We start from the raw sequence: 19,590 nt of genomic DNA, 5'->3' as shown, positions 1-19,590 counted from the left end.
CATGGACCCACGATTTCTCGACTACTACAGCCGCGAACTGACCTACATGCGGGAAATGGCCGGCGAGTTCGCCGCCCAGCACCCGAAAATCGCGCGCCGCCTCGGCATGGAGGGCATCGACGTTGCCGACCCCTACGTGGAGCGGCTCATCGAGGCGTTTTGCTTCATGTCGGCGCGCACGCAGATCAAACTCGACGCCGAATTTCCGCGCTTTACGCAGCGCCTGCTCGAAGTGGTCTATCCGAACTATGTCGCGCCGACGCCGTCGATCGCCGTCGCGCAGTTGCGTCCGAGCCTGCGCGAAGGCGATTTCACGAGAGGGCTGAAGGTGCCCCGGCAAAGCATGCTGCGCTCGGCGATCCCGCCCGGCGAGCAAACCGCGTGCGAATTCCGCAGCAGCCAGGACGTCACGCTATGGCCTATCGAGATCGCTGAAGCCCGGCTCAGCGCCGTGCCGCCGGATATCCCCGACACCGATCGCCATCTGTTGCCGCACCTGCAATTGCGCGGCGCGTTACGGCTGCGCCTGCGCACAACAGGCGAAGTGAAGTTCAACCAGATGACAGACTTCGACCGGCTGCCCATTTACATCGGTGGCGACGAACGTATCGCTTCGCATCTGTTCGAGCTGATCCACGCCGGTAGCGTCGCCTCCGTCGTGCGCGCGTACGGCGCGTCGAGAGACGAAGGGCACGTGGTCGCGAAAACACCGGTCGAATTTGAAGGTCTGCAAGCGCAACAGGGTCTGCTGCCGCTCACGTGGAATACGTTTCACGGCCACAACCTGCTTCAGGAATACTTCGCATGCCGCCAGCGCTTCTATTTCTTTGCGCTGACGCAGCTCGCGGCGGGTCTCGCGCGCGTGGACAGCAAGGAGGCCGAGGTCGTGCTGCTGCTCGACCGCCTGCCGGAAGAGCTGGCCGCGCACGTCGACGCAGCGCGTTTCCTGCTGTTCTGTACGCCGGTCATCAACCTGTTTCGCAAGCGCACCGACCGCGTCGAAATCAATCGCGCGCAAACCGATTTTCATCTGCTCGCCGACCGCACCCGGCCGCTCGACTACGAGATTTTTTCGGTGTCGCGCGTATTCGGTCAGCGAGCGCAAACATCGCTCGAAGTCGAGTTCAATCCGCTTTATCAGACGCTGCATAGCGACGTGGGCAACCACGGCCGCTATTTTTCGGTGCGCCGCGAGCAGCGCGCGCTGTCGGCCAATGCACGCAAGTACGGCACCCGTACGCCGTATATCGGGACCGAGGTCTACGTGTCGCTCGTCGATCAGGCGGAGGCGCCGTACGCTGACGACATCCGCTACCTGTCGGTCGAAGCGTGGGTCACGAACCGTGACCTGCCGCGCCTGATCCCGCGTAACGGCAAAACCGACCTCACGATGTCGGACTCCGTGCCGATCGAGGGCGTGCGCCTCGTGCATGCACCGAGCGCGCCGCGCGCGCCGTACGCGAGCGGTGAAACGGCGTGGCGTCTGATCAGGCAGTTGAGCTTCAACTACATGCCGCTCGCCGAACTCGACCACGGCGACGGCGGCCAGGCGCTGCGCAACATGCTCGGCCTCTTCATCGCCCCAGGCGAGCGCGAACAGGCACGGCAGATCGAGGCACTCGTCGGCGCACGCACTGAACCGGTGGTCCGGCGTCTGCCGGGCGACGGACTACTCGTGTATGGGCGTGGCGTGCGCTGCGAACTGACGGTCGACGAAACCGGCTTCTCAGGCATCAGCCCGTATCTGCTCGGACTCGTGCTCGAGCATTACCTCGCGCGCCACGTCTCGATCAACGTGTTCACCGAAACCGAACTTCGTTCGATGCAACGTGGCCTGATCACCCAATGGCGGCCACGCATGGGCGGACGCGGAGCGGTATGAGCATGGATGGGGCAATGGCGAGCGCCGTCGCGCCAACGCGATCATCGCTCGATCCGCAATCGCTCGACGCGTGGTTCGATCCGGACACGCCGTGGCAGTCCGGCTTCCTGAGCCTGCTGCGCGCTATCGCCGCGCGCGATCCGCTGATGCCGTTGCCGGGCACCGCGAGTCTGCCGCAAGAAGAGCCGTTCCGGATCGGTCAGCAACCCACTCTGGCGTTTGCGCCACGCGAAATCGCGTCGCTCGGCATGCGAGACGGTCGCCTCGACGTGCGGCTGTTCGGGCTCGGCCTGTGGGGGCCGCAGGGGCCGCTGCCGCTGCATATGACGGAGCTGGCTCACAGTCGTGTGGAAAGCCACCAGGATCATGCGCTCGTCGGGCTGGTCGATCTGTTCCATCACCGCGCGCTGTCGCAGTTTTATCGCGCGTGGGCATCGGGGCAAGCCACCGCGTCGCTCGACCGTGCCGGCGACGAAACGTTTTCGTTCTACGTCGCCAGTCTGATCGGCGTCGACCCGGCCGAGGCGGAGCAGTCCTGTCTGCCCACGCACTCGCGCTACAGCGCGGCCGCGCACCTCGTGCGCGAGGCGCGGACTCCGCACGGCATCGCGGCGACGCTCTCGCATTACTTCGGTGTTCCGATGACGATCGAAGAATTCGTGCCGCACTGGATCCATCTGTGCGCATCGGAACATACGAGGCTCGGGGTGCCGGGGCCCGCGGCGATCATCGGTGAATGCGCCCAACTCGGCGAGGCAATTCCCGACCGGCAACACAAGTTCCGGCTCGTCGTGGGTCCGCTCGACCTCGATCAGTATTTGCGCCTCACGCCGCACGGCGAGGACTTGCCGACGTTCGTCGAATGGGTGCGAGCCTTCGTCGGCCACGAATACGCGTGGGAGGTCAAGCTGCTCGTCAACCCCCGCGCGGCGCCACCCGCCTGCATCGGCACGTCGCAGAGACTCGGCTACTCGACGTGGCTCGGTGATTCCCTCGACGACCTGCCGGTCGTCGGCATGGTTTTCGAACCTGAACAGTACAACGACCGACCCCGGAGTTCCCTCGCATGAACGCCAACGCTCCCGCCGTCGTGCTGCGCTACGCCGATCTGCTCGAACCGGTCTCCGCACACGCGCCTTGCGGTCCCGATCTCGAATACGATCCGGCCTTCGTGATGCTGCAGGCGGCCGCGGCCCCACGCGCCGAAGCGCAGTACGGCGACTTCGTCGACGTGCCGCCAACGGCCAATTGGGCCGACATTGAACGCGACTGCCGCGCGCTGCTGCTGCGGACAAAAGACCTCCGCCTCGCGGTAATCCTGCTGCGTTGCCGAACCCGGCTCGACGGCGCGACTGGCCTGCGCGACGGACTGGCACTGCTGATGGCGATGCTCGAATGCTATGGCGAAGCGCTCCACCCGCTGCCCGTGTTCGAAGGCGAGCGAGACCCGGCGATGTTCGCCAACGCGATCGGCGGACTCGTCGAACCGGATGGCACGCTGGCCGATGCGCGCGACATTCCGATGCCGAGGGCGGCGGGGCTTCAACTGCATTTGCGCGATATCGAAAAATCATTCGCGACGCCGCGCCAGAAGGACGCGCTCGCCCCTGAATCCGTCGCCCGGTTGCTCAAGGAATTGTGGGGCCGACGCGACGCGGCAATGGCCGCACTGGTCGAAGCGCAGTGTCTGACGCAGCGCATTGCCGCATGGTGCGATGAGATGCTCGACGCCGACGCGCCCGATCTCGGCGCGTTGTCCCGAGCGCTGGAGCCATTCGCGCAGCATCGGGTGGGCGGCGGCGGGTCCGCGCCAGCGCCCGCCCGAGCCGTCAACGAGCAGGACAACAAGCAGGACAACGACAGCGTGCGTGGACCGGCGGCGGCGATCGTGGCTGCGGCGACGCTACCGCAGTCCGACGCGCCGACCGATCTGCCAATCACTGCGCCTTCTCCAATGGATCGCTGGAGCGCGCTCGCAGCCATTCAGGAAACACGCATGTGGTTCGAGCAAAACGAACCGAGCAGTCCTGTCATTGTTTTGCTGCGCCAATCGGAACGAATGGTGGGCAAACGGTTTTCAGAACTCGCCCATATCATTCCCGCCGATTTACTCGCTAAATGGGACGTAGCCGACAGTTGAGGCGACGTGCGCGCATGTGCGACTTTCCCCGCTGTCAGCCCATTCAGTCCGCCGCTCAACCAACAACTTCCAATGAAAAGACTCATTCATTTTCTTATCCTGGTTTGCTTCGCGATACCCCATTTCGCGTTCGCCACCTGCATCCAGTTGAAGCCTTCGCAAATTTCCGAACTGCTGTCTCAAGGCTACATCGCGGGACAACCATTAGCGGTCAACATACCGTTCCGGGAAAGCTCGGTATCGATCGATCCGGCGTTACCGGTCGGCTCGGTGATCGCCACGGGCTTGTCGCCGGCGTACGCGACCTATGCGAACTTCGCGGACTGCACCAACGGGGGCACGGTATCAATACAGTATTCCAACGCAACGCCGTCCGTTGTATTGGGGGCTACCGTCTATAACACGAACGTCCCAGGCATCGGCTTTCGTTTGACCTATCTTCGTGCAACCGGCGTGAACTCGCCACTTCCGTTTACGCCTTCCTTTCCCGCGGGCGAACCCGATCAGGTTATGTATGGGCGCTTCGGCATTGGCTCGCAATTCGAGATCGAACTGGTCAAAACGGGCGACATCGCAAGCAACGTCAACGTGATACTCAACACCGTGGGAGCCGGCGTCGCCGAGGGTGACGGCAGTCGGGTCGTGACCATCACGGGCGGCAGCATCAACGTCAAGGTTCTTCCAAGTTGCTCGGTCAATACCAGCACACTGAACATCGATTTCGGCACGTTCGGCCCAAGAGATGTGTCGACCACAAGCGGGCCAACCCAGCCAGTCGACTTTACGGTGCTCTGCACCGGGCCCACGCCACCGGCTTCGATTACTGCCGTACTTTCCGGAACCCCCGATACAGAAGATAGCAGCATGTTGAAGAACACCGGCGCGACGCATCTCGCGATTCGTTTGCGGGATGTTTCAACCAACACAATCTTCAGGCCCAACGATCCGACGAGCACCCTCGTCCACACACCGCAGGGCGCGATGCAATCGCCGTTTGCACTCGAGGCGACGGTGCTGCGCGTCGGAACAGCAACGCCGAGCGCAGGCAGGATCCAGGCAACCGCAACAGTCACGATGACCATTCTTTGAATCGACTATTCAATGACGAAGGTCCACCAGAATCAACGCGCATGACCCAGTTATCCGTCACACCGCCGCACTCGATCTTCGTGCAAATCGCGAGTTATCGCGACCCGCAGTTGATCCCCACCCTGCTGGATTTGATCCAGAAAGCTAGAAAACCTGATCTACTACGGATCATCGTCTGCTGGCAGCATGCGCACGACGAGACGATGATCCAATTCTGGCAGCACGGCTTTGGCAATTGGCGAACCGAGCAGACCGACAGCTGGACCATCCAACATCTCAGTCATCGTGAAGCGAAAATCGAATTGATCGACGTGCCCCACATGATGACGCAGGGCGCATGCTGGGCTCGCAATCTGGTCCAACAGCGATACGGCGGCGAGCGCTACACGCTGCAACTCGATTCGCACCACCGCTTCGTCGACGCATGGGACACGCTCGCAATCGAGATGCAGGAGTCTTTACGCGATGCAAGTCCGAAACCCGTGCTGACCGCCTACCTTCCGATGTACGACCCCGAGAACGACGACGCTCGATCCAGCAACGAGCCGAGCATATTGGCCTATGCAAGGTTTTCCAGGGAAGGGGTGGTCCTGTTTCGCTCGAAGACGCTCTCCGACTGGAGAACGCACATTCGCCCGGTCCGTTCGCGCTTCTTCAGCGCGCACTTCGCATTTGCGGACGGTCACTTTGCCCAGGCGGTCCAGCACGATCCTGACTATTTCTTTCACGGCGAAGAGATTTCGCTTGCCGTCCGTGCGTTCACCCACGGCTATGACCTGTACAGTCCGCACAGGCTGATCGGTTGGCACGAATATCTGCGCTCATACCGCGTCAAGATGTGGAACGACCACAATCACGAGGCCAAGGAACGGGGTGAAATCGACGAGCCCTGGCACGAGCGCAACGAGCGCTCGTTGCAGCGCAATCGTGCTCTGCTCGGTATCGACGGAGAAACGTTGGCTGACGTTGAGTTCGGCAAGTATGGACTCGGAGCGGAACGCACGCTCGCCGATTACGAGGCCTACGCGGGCATCGGCTTCAAGTGGCGCGGTGTCCAGCAGTCGGTATTGAATGATGTTCCACCAGTCGCGGGCACGCAACGTCCCGACGAAGCGACATGGAAAGCTTCTCTGCTACGCGCAAACGACGTCCGTGTGTGCGTACATCAGAATGGATTCGACAGGCATCTGGTCACGCCCGGCGTCGAGCACGCGCTGCGGGCCGCGACGTCAGTCACCGTCGTGATTTACGGCAACGACGAGACGGTACTGCGCCGCGAGACCGTCGACGGCAGCGGTCTTTCCCGATACCGGAAAAACGGCTGGCTCGACTTCCACGTGACTTTCGAATCAGAACTTGGCCAGCTCCCAGCTTGCTACGTCGTGGAGTTGTTCGACGACGCCGGCAAGGTATTGAGCCGGGTCCGGTGCGCCATCGATGCATGACGCATCCGCGACGACGACGCACGGAAACGCCTCCGGCGTCGCGCGGCCGACAGGATTGCACCACGTCAGCGGATTCGGCGCGTAGCGATACGGACTGGCTCCGCCTTCGCCGTTGCGATCGGGGCTGATGTAGCGGCCCGCGTGAGGATCATAAAAACGCGCACCGTTGTAGTACAGCGTGGTTTCGTCGTCCGCGTATTGGCCGGCATAACGAAGCGGCTGCGCAAACGCGTCGCTGCTTGGCCACTCCGGCGTCACGAGACTGCCCCACGCCCGGTAACGCCCGCGCCATGCCACCTGGCCGGTCTCATCCGTGAGCGCGACGGCCGTACCGGCGGCGTCAGTGTGATAGTGATAGACCTGCGTGTTCTTGATCGCGCCATCATCGGCGAGGGTCTGGTCCACGCAAGCGAGCGGCGCGAAGCCGGTTGAGCGGTCGGGCTCGGGTTGATACAGGTACGTGCGCAGTTCCATCGCGCGCTGCTGCTGGATCAGTCTGTGTCCTTGCCACAAATAGCGCGTGAGTTCGTCCTGTTCCGGCGTCGATGACTGCTGCGCGCGCCGTGACGAAGCGGGTTCGACACGCCTGCCGATACGCCGTCCGATTGGGTCGTACTGATAGCGCACGGTATAGCCCTTGCGATGCGCGGCGATGACGTGCCCCTCCGCATCCCAATCGAGCGATAGCGTATGGTTGCGGCCACGCCTACGCACCAATTGCCCCCACACATCATAGTCATAACGATGTCCGCGGCACTCCCGTAACCGGTGGTCGGGATACACGGCCGGGAACCAGCTGCCGCCAGGCGTATCGAGCAGATTGCCAGCGGCGTCCCACGTGAAATACTCGATGTCCCCCTTCTCCGACACCGAGCGCAACAGACAGCCACGCCGGTCGTAGTCGTACCACGTCTGACCGTCGGCCTCGGCGCCCGTCCTGACGATCACGTCAGCGAGACTGTAATCGGCTTCGCGCCACAATCCGGCGACAGGTTCTGTCGCGCAGCCCGGCGTATCCACGTCGCGCCCCGTCACCGAGCGCCACCACACCGGCAAGCCGAGCGGCGAATAGCCCGTATGCGTGCGCAAACGGCCTTGCGTGCGCGCAACCGGACGCCTCATCGCGTCATACCAGAAGCGCGCAATCTGTCGATCGTCCAGTTCGACGAACGCGACAGCGCCAGTTTCGAAGCGACGCATACGCAACTCCTGCCCCTGTGGCAGTTGAATCGCGACAAGGCGGCCAACGACGTCGTATGTGTAGCGCAGTGTGCCGTTTGCGCCGTGCTCGGCGATCAGACGGTCACCGGCGTCGTGTTCGAAGCGGATCTCATCCGCTCCGATTCCGAGTAGCTCGCCTTCTCGTGTTGGCTCGCGGCTCACGCAGTCGAGCAATCCGCGCGGCCCGTAGCGATACATATAGCGGTTGTGCGCGGTCTCACGCCGGATCAGACGGCCCGCGCGGTCGTAGTCGAACGTTTCGCGACGCTGTTGCGCGCCCGCCTTCCACGTGAGACAACGGACCTGCCCGGTATCCGCATAGTCGAAGTTGCGTTCCACGCCATCGGCATCCGTGATCGACAGGCAACTGCTCGCATTCCACCGAAGCAACTGCACCGCGCCGTTCGCGCTTTCGATTCGAACCGGGCGCCCATGCGCATCGTATCGACGCACGATCACGTGCCCCTCTTCGTCGACCGCGCGTACGACATTGCCACGCCGGTCTCGATACCAGTGCCGGCTTCGGTCACTCGGGCCGACGAACGACGTCCGCTGGCCAGCCGCATTCCACACATGACGCTCGGCCTGTCCGTCCGGACGCGTGATGGTCAACGGTCGGCCGAGCCCATCGCGCTCGATTCGCGTGACCGCGCCGAGCGCGTCGGTCACACTGACCACGTAACCATTGACGTCATACTCGTAGTCCGTCGTGCTTCCGCCAACTCCGGTGCAACGTGTCACCTGCCCCCACGCGTTATGCGCGAAGGTCGTGGCGACCCCCTGCGCATCCGTCGAGCACACGACATCGCCATCGTCACCATAGTCGAAACGCGTGAATTCTCCAGACGGGGTTTGATAGTGCAACGGCTGCAAGCGATCGTTGCGTGCCCACATCCACACACGGCCATCGCTCAACGCAACTGACACGGGCTCGCGTGACGCAAACGCATACTGCGTCGAGCGGGTTGCGCCCTCGCGATCCGTCTCACACGCGACGCGTCCGAGCCCGTCGTATTCGACGTGAACCACCCGCTCGCCGGGCAGTTGCATGGTGAGCGGCGCGACGGCGTCGCCGTAGTCGAACCGGTAGTGCCGGTCGTCGAAGTCTGTGTGCGACAGCACGCGGCCCTGCTCGTCGTATTGCCAATGCGCCGTGTTGCCGAAGACGTCGCTGCCCTCACTGGTCCGGCTATCGAAGTCGTAGGCGAAGCGCTCACGCGCGCCTTCTGACGTGACTCGTCGAATCACGCGCGCGGCGCCGCCGATCGTCTGCCACACATAGCGTGTCGCCATTCCGAGCGCGTCTGCTTCTTCGACGATCCGCCCATCGCGGTATGCAAAGCGACGCACGATTTCGCCGACCCGGTTGCGTACCTCGGTGAGTTCGCCGCGCTGGCTGTAGCCGTACTGGACCAGCGCGCCGGTGGGACCGCCGTCGACACACTCGACAACGCTCAGACGCGCGCCCATCCGCGCTTCGTAGTGCATGCGCAGCTCGTGGCCGCAGGTTCCACGCATGCGCAGCAAGCGCCCGCCGGGATCCCAGATCAGGCCGATCCGCTGCTGACGAAGATCCTCGACGTATTTGAGCCGTGCGATTCCGTTCGCGTCGAAGTCGCCGAACACGCGGTAATGCGGCGTCAGATCCGCGACGACGAGGCGTCCGTCGCTCAGATGCGCGATGTGCAACTGCGCAGCCGCCGCAATTACCTGCGACCCGCGCCCGGGAAACGGCACGCTGAGCGTGCTGCCGTATTCGTCGGTGTAGAGCAGTTGATCGTCCCGCTTGTGCAGCGTGACTTCCCAACTCGTGCGCCAACCGACGCCGAGCAGCCCGAGCGCGTGCTGCGCGCTCGAATAACAACGCGACCATACGAGCGGAAGACGGCCTCGCAGCCTGAAGTCGGTTTCGTCGGTAGGTAGGCAGACTTTGCTGCCGCTGATTACCTCGACCGAGCCGCACAGAATGCCCGACAGCGCGCGACGCATCCGAAAGCGGTCGACGACGTCGCCGAGCCGCTCACAGCGATCGAGCAACGGTCCGACACTGGCGAGGGGCAATACGACGCCGGGCAAGCCGACCAGCTCGCCGCCGATTCCCGCGACTCCCGTCGTCACATGGCCCCCATCGTCATCATGAACCGATGCGCACGTCTGGCGAGCCAGCGGAACACGGCGCGCCACACGAAACCTTGCCGCCAACCAATGCCGCCGGCACGTTGTTGATCAACACCGTACCCGAACCCGCGACCACAGCTTGCGAGCACGGGTGCAGCGCGCAAACGGCAGAGCTCATACCGACGAGCGCCGCAGGCAATCGATTGATGAAGACCGTCGGGGAACCCGAGACGATCGAACCGCCGTGTCCGATCGCATCGCCTTTGCGAGCCGCTGGAAACATGATCGATTTTCTCCTCATGGAAACTGAACATCCGTGCAGGGCGATGCGCGAAGGCATTCGCCGTCTGCACGGTATTCCGAAATATGCTGTTACGCGTCTGAGCCGGTTGCGGGCGGTGTTTCGATCGGCGGCGGCGGTTCCTCCGAGGGCGGCGGCTCTTCCGACGGTGGCGGCTCTTCCGATGGCGGCGGTTCCTCCGACGGCGGCGGTTCTTCCGATGGTGCCGGCTCTTCCGATGGTGCCGGCTCTTCCGAGGGCGGCGGCTCCTCCGAGGGCGGCGGTTCCTCCGAGGGCGGCGGTTCTTCCGATGGCGCCGGCTCTTCCGAGGGCGGCGGCTCCTCCGACGGCGGCGGCTCTTCGGACGGCGGCGGCTCTTCGGACGGCGGCGGTTCTTCCGACGGTGCCGGCTCTTCCGATGGCAGCGGTTCTTCCGATGGTGCTGGCTCCTCCGACGGTGCCGGCTCTTCCGATGGCGGCGGCTCTTCCGACGGCAGTGGTTCTTCCGTCGGAAGCGGACATATCGTCGGAAGCGGCTCGTCCGATGGAGGAGACGGAATACCTGGAACGTCCAGCGCATCGAGCACCACTACAGGAACTGGCACCGTCACTGAGCTGCCGCATTCCTTGTCACCGGGGTTAAGGTCCAGCGGCGTGCCTTGCACCACGACACGGGTGTCACCCTGGATGCGGATCGACTTACCGATGAGCTTGATCTCGCCATCCTTGTTCATGGTCAGCGAGGACTTGCCGCACACGATAGACAGCGCCTTCCCGGCCGACAGCGAATAGGCTCCGCCTACCGCGTGCGTCGACGCGCCACCAACCGTGACCGTACGTGCACCGCCCACCGTCAGAAGGGAGGCACCCCCAACCGCGGTCTCCTCCGCCCCGCCAATCGAGACAAAGTGTGCAAGACCCACGGAATAGAAGGCGACACCCTTCACCCTTACCGAGTACTTGCCGCCGACGATCGTGCTGGACGTCGCGCCGACGGTCATGCTGTGCGCCGCGGCCACGCCGATCGTGTAGTCGGCACCGACGACGTGTGACTCATTCAGCTTCGTCAGGCGGTTCATGTCCCGTTCCGCCTGCAAAGTGAATTCCTCGGCACCCGCCTTGTCCTCGAAGCGGATGCTGTTGTAGTTCTGCAGGCCCCCTTCCATCGACCGGCTCATGAAACCGCTCTGCGTCGCGTTGCCTGGCAGGTCATAGGGCGGACGCGTCGCCGCGTTGTACAGGCTCCCGGTGATCAGCGGACGATCCGGGTCGCCGTTCCAGAAGTCGACGATGACTTCCTGGCCGATGCGCGGAATGTAGATGCCACCGAAACCCTGACCGGCCCACGCCTGGCTCACACGGACCCAGCAGGAGTCGGTTTCGACGTTTCGGCCGTAACGGTCCCAGACGAAGCGGACCTTCACGCGGCCGAATTCGTCGGTCCACAGTTCCTTGCCCTCGGGACCCACGACGACAGCCGACTGCGGCCCGTTGACGACCGGCTTCGAGGTCTCCCGCGGCAGTCTGAAAACTTCGCTTGTCGGTTGCACGTCGAACTTGTTGCTGCAGGTGTATTCGTAGCCGCTACCCGATTCGTCCGGCGTACCGGTCAGGTCGAGCTTCGTACCGATGACGAGGTATTCGCAGTTCGCGGCCGTATAGTCGTAGTTGGTCAACACGAACGTCTGCCCGCACGCGAGTCCCCGTACGTTACCTTCGCCTTGCGCTCGCGTACCCGGCGCGCGCAGTGCTTCCATGCGCGTACGCGCCAGCAGTTCACCGTGGCTGCTGTCGGTGTAGTCTCCCGGCCAGTCGTAGCGCTCGAGCAGGTTCCAACTGGTGTCGCGCGGTTGCTGATTGATCGCCCGCATGTCGGCGCGCGAACGCGTGAAGTCGAAGTCGCTCGTCACGTAGTGACCGGTGCACAAGACTTCGGCCGTCGAAAACGCGCTGATGTATTCGGTGTCGGTCTTGCCGCCCTGCGGTTGGAACGCCAGCGTCCGGTATGACGGGTTCGGCGAGTGGCGGTGCGCGCCAATGTGGTCGCACAGCACGAGCCGGTGCTTGCCGTCGGCATGCTCGAAAAACCAGTAGATGCCCCACTCTTCCATCAGGCGATGAATGAAGTCGTAATCGGTCTCGCCGTACTGGACCTGGAACGTGCGCGGTTCGTTGGTCGGACTCTCACCCTCGAGCGCATAGCGGCTCACGTCGAGGCGCTTTTCGACCGGGTACGGATAGTCCTTCAGCACCTCGTCGATGATCTCGATGACCGTCCTGTTCTGGAAAATCTTGTAGTCGGTCGTCAGGGTCGCCAGCCACAGCCACGGCTTCAGCACGACACGATAGACGTTGTAGCGGCCTTCCCGACGCAGGTATTGCGCGGCGACGACGAGTCCGGTGATTTCGCGCTGACATGCCTCGGTGTCGGCGCTCGGCTGGAGGTCGATCGCGACGGTCATTTCCTTGCCTAGCAGTGCCTTCAGGTCGAGGTTGGCACTGACGGCAAGCGGTACCGTGTAATCGTCAGGCGTGCGCAACAGCAGTTCGTACTCAAACAGCTTGCCGAGATGCTCGTCGCCGTTCAGTGACATGAACTCCAGCGCCGGCTGCGTCTGTCCGTCCGCGGTCTGCCCCGGCCACCGCGGTATCGCCGCGCTGGATACGGTCACTGCGCGGCTTTGCACACTTATCGCGTTCAAGGGATTACTTGACATGCACTCCTCTAAATTCTCTATATCGAAAAGACGCTACAGCTCGTCGGCGAATGCGGAGCCTGACGACGCGTCCGCTCGCCGTCCCATCGCGTGTCCGCTACCGGGACAACGAAAATCGCGCAGCAACGCCGTGAGTTGCGGTCCTGACTGTCCGCCCGATGTCAGTTCGATGACCGCGTGCCGGTCGTCGAAATTGAAGTCCACCGCCGAGCGGCTCGACGACAACGTCGACGTCACGCGGCCCCGGTCGATCAGACGGAACAGCGCCCACGGACCTTCGGTCATGACGGTCGACGTGTCCGGACGCACGCGCGGATTCGCGGTGAGGCCGGCCATCGAACCGCCGCGCGGCCCCGGCCAGGTGATCGGGGACGTCGTGACCGGACCATGCGCATAGCGCAGGTTTTGCCCGTCGACGTCAATGAGCAGATCGGTAATCTCGGGGTCCAGCGACACGACCTTGAGGCCCGCGTTCCACGACATCCGGGTCGCGCCGGGATCGCGGAAAAATGTCTGACGGATCGCCGCGGCGCGCTCGAACGGTTCGAGGCCCGGTCCCTGCATGGGCGGCATGCCGGGGCTGACCGGCTTATAGCGCCATGGCCGCATGCTCGTATCGACGCGGCTGGCGAGCGTCTTGTGGAAAAAGTCGTCGAGCAGGCCGCCGGCCGCGAACACGCGATTGAAATCGTCGATGTCGACTTCCTGGGCGCTCGCGGCAAACGGATATTTGCCTTCGACAGCACGGCGGCATTGCGCGCCAACGCTCGATTCGACCTGCATCGTGAGCAGGGAGCCGACATTGCGGTCCACCTTACGCATCGACTGCGACGCGAGGCCCGCGAGCACGGCCCGAAACGGCGGCGGAAGCTTCTGCGCCTCGAGCTGCATCGTGGAGCCGAGGTCGTCCGTGGGCGGCATGCTGTTGGTGGCGAGCACGTCGCCGGCCGTCATCAATCGCGTGTACTGCTCGTTGATCAGCCCGATGACGCCGCCCAGCTGCAGCACGCCGCTGCCGCCAGGCAGCGGGCTCCCGCTATCGGCCTGGCCGGTCACGACTTCGCGCAGCGCGGCAAAGCGTCTGTCGACCAGTTCACGTTCCATCTTCTGTTGCGCGAGCTGACCGATCGTGGCGGTTGCGGCCACGGCGCTCGCTGCGCGCGCCGCCTGCGAGCGACGCATGATCACGTTGATGGCACTACCGGCGGCCGACGGCTCGTCCGCGCCATCAACGATCGACAGCGACGTCTCGCGCGCGGCCGTTCGCGCGAGTCTCGCCAGCGGCGAATCCGGCGCAGCCAGCGTACGCAGCGTCTGCAAATCGGGCGCCAGGGTGCCTTCGCTGCCGGACACCGGTCTCACGTCGTCGAGAAACTGGCTCCAGTAATTGCCATAGTCGGTCAGGTATTGGCGACGGATATCGTCGGCGAGCCTGTCCTTGCGCGGTGCGTTGCCGTTTGCCATCCGCCGCCGCCGCGCCGATGCATCGGCCTCGCCCATCACCCAGGCGTCCTGTTTTCGCGCCTGCTCGAGAAAATCAGGGAGGCGCTTGTTAAAAACGGCGTGATAGCCGTCGTAGGTATAGAGACCGGGGATACCTCGCGCGAGCGTCGAACCGCCGGCCAGCAGGAACACGGTAGTGGCCTGCGGACCCGCGGCGCTCAGCAGCGTGACGTTCTCGGGCGCCTCGGGAGCCATGGCGTTCATCGCACGTTCGTAGAGCCGTCCGGACGCCGGATTGCGGCCAAGGAACTCGCGCGCGCGGCGCACGAGCCGTGCATTCACCGGTCTTGCCGGCACCGCGGGCACCCCTTCCACGATCAACGCATCGAGGTGACGCGCCATCACGTTGCGCTCGCCGAGCGATGCGACGCTGTTGGCGTGTTCCCAGTCGCCGAGCACCCATGCCTTGACCGCTTTCGCGTCGTAGTGCGAGCCATCGAACAGCATCAGGTAGACCATCAGCGTGCGATAAACGCCGTCCGCGTCCTGTACGCCGATTTGCGTATCGAGCACCGTTTCGAGCCGGCCGACGACTTGCGGCAGCAGCATCTGTTTCAGCAGATTGTTGTAAGTCTCGCCGGCCGCGGCGCGGATGGCGGGCGCCGTGTAGAGCCCGTAGTGCCATGCAACACCGGGACTGTCGAGGTCCATGCCGTCGAACTGAGGCAGGTCACGCGACGCCGACAGAAGCGTCCCCATCGTCCCGGGCTGTGGCGCCTTCCGTTGCGACAAGACCCGCGCGGCGAGCGCATTGGCCTTGCCATCGATCGCGGCGAGATACTCGCGGTTGTTGCCGAAGCTCACGACGAGCGCACCAATCAGCCACACCGCCACGACGATCGCGAGCAGATGTCCGATAAGACGCAACGCGCGGAAGCGGACTTCCCAGTACAGGTTCGGCCGCACCAGATGCGCTTCGGCCAGGATCACGCGCTGAAACAGATTGCGCAAGAAATAGCCGCGATAGCCGGTAGGCGTCGCGTCGCCGGACGACGGCGAGACCGTATTCGGCGCGGCACCAAATAAACCCGCGAGCCCGCGACGCAGCCGCTGCAAGAGCGTGGAGCTGTCGGCGGACACGGCCTCGTGAGTTTGCGCCGCGCTCGTGAAATAGACGCCGCGCAGCGTGCTGTTCAACTGCGTGTCGTCGTATTTCGAATCGAGAAACACCAGCGCGAGCAATTCATTGAGTTCCGCGCACAGGCTACGAAATTCTGACGGCAGCGCATAAAGTTTCTTGCGCAGATCGACCTCGTACACCTCTTGCAGCCTCGTGTTGACGCCGTCTTCGAGTCCCTGCTCCAGCTCACGCATTTCGGCCGCGCAGTTCAGGCGCAGTGTGTCGCGCCCGTGTTGTTCCGCCGCTTCCTGATAAGGCAGTGTGAAGCCGAAAATCTGCGCGCGGCTTTCCGCCGTCAACGACTGGAAATACTCCCCGAAGCCGGGCAGCAGATCGAGCTTCGTGACGAGCACGTAGACGGGGAATCGAATCCCCAACTGCTGGCGCAACTCGCCGAGCCGAGCGCGCATCGACGCGGCGAGCGCCTTTCGTTCGGGCGCTGGGCGCGTCAACAACTCTTCGATTGAAACGACCAGCAACGCACCGTTGATCGGCGCGCGCGGGCGCCGCTTGCGAAGCAGCCCCAGAAGGCCGCGCCACTCGGCCTCGTTCACGCTCTGCAGGTCTTCCGGATGGACGTCAACCTTCGCGGCGTCTTGCGACGTTGCGTCCTGAACCGTATAGCGGCCAGCGGTGTCGATCAGCACCGCGTCGTTCGCGAACCACCAGTCGCAGTTCGCCGTTTCGACGCGGCTTCTCAGCGACGCCGCGACCATCTGATCCGCCTCCGGAAAATCCAGACCCGAGTTCAGGACCAACGTCGTCTTGCCGGCGCCTGGCGAGCCCACCACCATGTACCACGGGAGTTCGTACAGATAGCGCTGGCTTTCGAGCAGACGACGCAGCCCTGCCGGTCCGCCGCGCATGCGTTTGAGCTTGTCGATGGCCTTCGCGACGACCGCGTGAAGCGCGCGGATTTCGTCTCGTGCGACAGGGGTCGCGGCCGACTTCTTCGTGAACGGGTTCAGAACGCGCTGCAGCAGCACGTCATCGCTGCGCACTGCCCGCCACAGACGATACAGCCCATAGATCGCGTAGCAGGCAAGCAGCACCGAGATCAGCAGCACGCGGGACCATGTGGTGCCGAGTGGATGCGTTTGGCCGAACGCGAGTATCGGTCCGAAATACCAGAGCGCGAGACACAGCAACGCGACGCCGATGACGCCAGGCGACCAGCCGAGCAGCCAGAACAGCAGCAGCAATAACAGCACGACGATCGACAGCGTGCGCGAGAGCACGCTCTCGAGTGGGCGGTAGTCGCCAAATGCAATCAGAGGTCCCACGAACCAGACGGCCACAGCCGTCACGAGGATCGCGGCGAGCACCAGCGTCTGGCGCGTGAGCACAAGTTTCGATAAGCGGTTCAAATAAGACATCAAGGCTTTCCCGTTAATGCGTGACGAAGACTTCCACGCGTCGATTGCGGGAACGACCTTCCGCTGTACTGTTGTCCGCGACAGGTTGTGTATCGCCCTTGCCGACAGCCTCGATGCGATTGCCGGGCATGCCGTGCGCCTTCAATACGTCGGCGACGAACGCGGCGCGCCTTTCCGATAGCACCAGGTTGTCAGGAAACTCCGCCGTATGAATCGGCTGGTTGTCGGTGTGCCCGGTCACCGTGACATTGCCGCCGACCCGGACGACCTCCTGCGCGACCTTGGTCAACACCGGATCCAGTTCCGGTCGAATGCGGCTTTGCCCCGGCAGGAACACGTAGTCGCCACGGAACACGACCCGGCTGCTGCTCGCGGTCTCTTCGACGGAGAGCAGGCCGCGAGCGATCTCGTCTTTCAGCAAAATCGACAGGCGCAAGCGCTCGTGAACGACCGGAGCCGCGACCTTGACCGGCTCTCCGATCGCGAGAATCTTCGCTTCCAGCGCATTGCTTTGCGCCAGAAGCCGATACTTGTACCAGGCGAACAGCGAGAACACACATAGCGCAGCGACGCCCGCCGTCGCCCAGACCGGCACGCTTTTCAGCAGCCGCATCCTGCCCGGCTCCTCGCCGCGCCAGTGCGGCGACAGTTCGAGCCGCATCGTGTCCCGCGTGCCGCTGATAAGCGTCAGCATTCGCTGCCGGATCTGCTCCAGATGACGTGGACCGTCCGCGGCAACGCTGTAGCGTCCTTCGAATCCAAGGCTGAGAATGCGATACAACACCTCGAGGACGTCGATGTACTCCTGGGGATCCGTTGCCATGCGGCCGATCAGCAGGAAGAACTTCTCGCCGCCGTCCACTTCTCCTTCGAACTTGAGCAGCAGCCCCCCCGCGGCCCAAATTCCGCCGCTTCCCCAACGCGTGCGGTTGGCGGCTTCGTCGAGCGCGGTGCACAGCGCGTAACGGACAGCCGCCACGTGCTTCCACGGCAAACTCGCTTTGTCGCAGACCTTCTGGAATGCGGCGACCTCACGCACCAGCAGCGAGCGCAAGCTCGCGACCGCAGCCAACGAATCGAGCGAAGCCGGCATGTCCGCCAGCATGCGCAACAAAGGCTGCGCGGCTTCACACAACGGATTGCGCGCAGCCTTCATGCGCTCCAGACGCGTCTGCACTTGTTCCGGCGGATCGAACGCGGCCGCATCGACCACCGGTTCCTGATTGGCGACACCCGCGGTTGTGGGACGCCCAGCGGGACTGGCAGACGGCTGGCTCTGGCCAGAAGCAGAGTTGTCGGGGTTCAACAGAAACTCGAACGCGTCGTCCCCGTATGCACCGGTACTCATTTTTGACGCACGCCCCACAGCTCAAGCTTGAGTTCCGGGAAGTGCCCGGCGACATGCATGGCAAGCCCTCCGTGCCGCGCAATCTGTTCCCAGAACGGTCCGGTACGCGACAGTTCGAAATAGATAAAGCCCGAGTTGAACGGAATCTGGCGCGGAGGAACCGGCAGCGCCGCTACTGTCAGACCCGGCAGGTGCGAACGGATCAACTCCGGCAAGCGCTGCGGATGACTGATCTTCGTTTGGGCAAGAAACTGCTGCTGCAGCAATTCGGAAGGCATCTGCGCGCCCACGGCGAGCACGAGGCTCGAATAGCCGGCCAATTCGTTCGGCAGCATGGCGGCCGTACGGATGCCATGCGCCTGCTCCGTAAGCGGAATGGGCTGCGCACCACGAATCAACACCTGGTTCAACAGATAGTGAACCTCCTCGACGAGGGGCCTGATACTGCGGTAGAGCTGCGCATGGTCATAGCCCGGCGCCGCCCGCGGACGCCGCGTTTGCGGACGCACGAAGGTCGAAAGCTCGCCCGCGAAAAGCGCGAGCTCGCGATACAGGGTCACCGGCGCGGTCTCCTCGAGTTGGCAAATATACTCCAGCAGCGGCTCATAGCGATTGAGCACCTGGAGCAGCAGATAGTCGGCCACTTCGGCCGCCGCGCCCGTACGGCCATCAGCACCTGACAGACGGGCGGCGAGCGCGTCGGCGCGTAGTCGCGCGAGGCCGTGCAGCTGCATCGCCCATTCGCGCAGCAGTGGATTCGCGCCGTAACCGGTCACGGGCGGAATGTGGTCGGCGCTGTGCAGCGACACGGCGCCGTCGGCGTGCAGCGCCTTCACGCGCGTCAGCGCAAGCCCGATCCACGACTGCGTCAGCTCTTTCTCGGGCAACAGCCGCAAGCGCAGATTCGAGAGTTGGACGGGCTTCGGACCTTGGCCGATCGCGTTGCTGTCGCGCAGTTCGGCGTCGTACGCATGGTAACGGGCCAGCGATCCGCTCTGCTCGGTGAAGGCGGTTTCCTCGGTGTTAGGCAAGCGAAGCGGGACCGCCAGGTAAATCACCTGCTCCTGATGTTCCGGTCCGATCGTCAGTGGGGGCGGGGGCAGCGTCAGGCCAGGCACCTCGAACGGTGTGCCGTCTGGAAATACGCCGAGCCCGCTCTTGAACACCAGCTTGCCGAACGCGAGCGATTCCTGATCGATTTCATAACGGCTGAAGCCCCAGAAAAACGGGCTCAGCGGCGCGCTCCGGCGATGCGCGAACGACTCGAAATACCGCTCCTGCTGCTGAAACAATTGCGGGCGCAGGAAGAGTCCTTCGCTCCAAACAACTTTGCTATACCAACTCATCGAAA

At 63.7% G+C, this 19,590-nt stretch carries 11 protein-coding genes; 5 read left to right on the top strand and 6 right to left on the bottom strand.

Features of this window, described 5'->3' with window-relative positions:
* Position 1 precedes the first annotated feature (1 nt).
* From tssF to HWY30_RS00570, 5 genes are all read left to right on the top strand, one after another.
* Positions 2 to 1,882 (top strand): type VI secretion system baseplate subunit TssF, encoded by a 1,881-nt coding sequence (gene tssF / locus HWY30_RS00590; protein ID WP_090810718.1) that lies wholly within the window; start codon positions 2 to 4, stop codon positions 1,880 to 1,882.
* A 2-nt stretch (positions 1,883 to 1,884) separates the two neighbouring features.
* The gene (gene tssG, locus HWY30_RS00585) at positions 1,885 to 2,952 is read left to right on the top strand and encodes a type VI secretion system baseplate subunit TssG (protein WP_090811834.1); all 1,068 of its coding nucleotides are present in this window, start codon (positions 1,885 to 1,887) and stop codon (positions 2,950 to 2,952) included.
* Positions 2,949 to 4,022 (top strand): type VI secretion system protein TssA, encoded by a 1,074-nt coding sequence (locus HWY30_RS00580; protein ID WP_090810716.1) that lies wholly within the window; start codon positions 2,949 to 2,951, stop codon positions 4,020 to 4,022. The genes tssG and HWY30_RS00580 overlap by 4 nt, the downstream gene beginning before the upstream one ends.
* Before the next feature lie 72 nt (positions 4,023 to 4,094).
* Complete coding sequence (locus HWY30_RS00575) at positions 4,095 to 5,111, top strand: fimbrial protein (protein ID WP_090810714.1); 1,017 nt, start codon at positions 4,095 to 4,097, stop codon at positions 5,109 to 5,111.
* 41 nt (positions 5,112 to 5,152) lie between these two features.
* Complete coding sequence (locus HWY30_RS00570) at positions 5,153 to 6,556, top strand: GlcNAc-transferase family protein (RefSeq protein ID WP_090810712.1); 1,404 nt, start codon at positions 5,153 to 5,155, stop codon at positions 6,554 to 6,556.
* Here HWY30_RS00570 and HWY30_RS00565 read toward each other — a convergent pair.
* From HWY30_RS00565 to tssK, 6 genes are all read right to left on the bottom strand, one after another.
* A complete protein-coding gene (locus HWY30_RS00565) occupies positions 6,461 to 9,895 on the bottom strand; it encodes an RHS repeat-associated core domain-containing protein (RefSeq protein ID WP_090810710.1) in 3,435 nt (1,144 codons plus the stop codon). The two genes, HWY30_RS00570 and HWY30_RS00565, sit on opposite strands and share 96 nt — an antisense overlap.
* 16 nt (positions 9,896 to 9,911) lie before the next feature.
* The gene (locus tag HWY30_RS00560) at positions 9,912 to 10,178 is read right to left on the bottom strand and encodes a PAAR domain-containing protein (RefSeq protein ID WP_090810707.1); all 267 of its coding nucleotides are present in this window, start codon (positions 10,176 to 10,178) and stop codon (positions 9,912 to 9,914) included.
* An 89-nt stretch (positions 10,179 to 10,267) separates the two neighbouring features.
* Positions 10,268 to 12,892 (bottom strand): type VI secretion system Vgr family protein, encoded by a 2,625-nt coding sequence (locus HWY30_RS00555; protein ID WP_090810705.1) that lies wholly within the window; start codon positions 12,890 to 12,892, stop codon positions 10,268 to 10,270.
* Between the two features lie 33 nt (positions 12,893 to 12,925).
* Positions 12,926 to 16,891, bottom strand: coding sequence for a type VI secretion system membrane subunit TssM (gene tssM / locus HWY30_RS00550; protein WP_090810703.1), 3,966 nt, complete (start codon positions 16,889 to 16,891; stop codon positions 12,926 to 12,928).
* Between the two features lie 13 nt (positions 16,892 to 16,904).
* Positions 16,905 to 18,239, bottom strand: coding sequence for a type VI secretion system protein TssL, long form (tssL, locus tag HWY30_RS00545; RefSeq protein ID WP_090810701.1), 1,335 nt, complete (start codon positions 18,237 to 18,239; stop codon positions 16,905 to 16,907).
* Positions 18,236 to 19,585: a type VI secretion system baseplate subunit TssK gene (gene tssK, locus HWY30_RS00540; protein WP_090810700.1), complete on the bottom strand. Its 1,350-nt coding sequence runs from the start codon at positions 19,583 to 19,585 to the stop codon at positions 18,236 to 18,238. Before tssK ends, tssL begins: the two co-directional genes overlap by 4 nt.
* Positions 19,586 to 19,590 lie beyond the last annotated feature (5 nt).

The organism is Paraburkholderia tuberum STM678 (genome assembly GCF_902833905.1).
Classification (GTDB): Bacteria; Pseudomonadota; Gammaproteobacteria; order Burkholderiales; family Burkholderiaceae; genus Paraburkholderia; species Paraburkholderia tuberum.
This window is presented reverse-complemented; position numbering and strand designations above follow the sequence as displayed.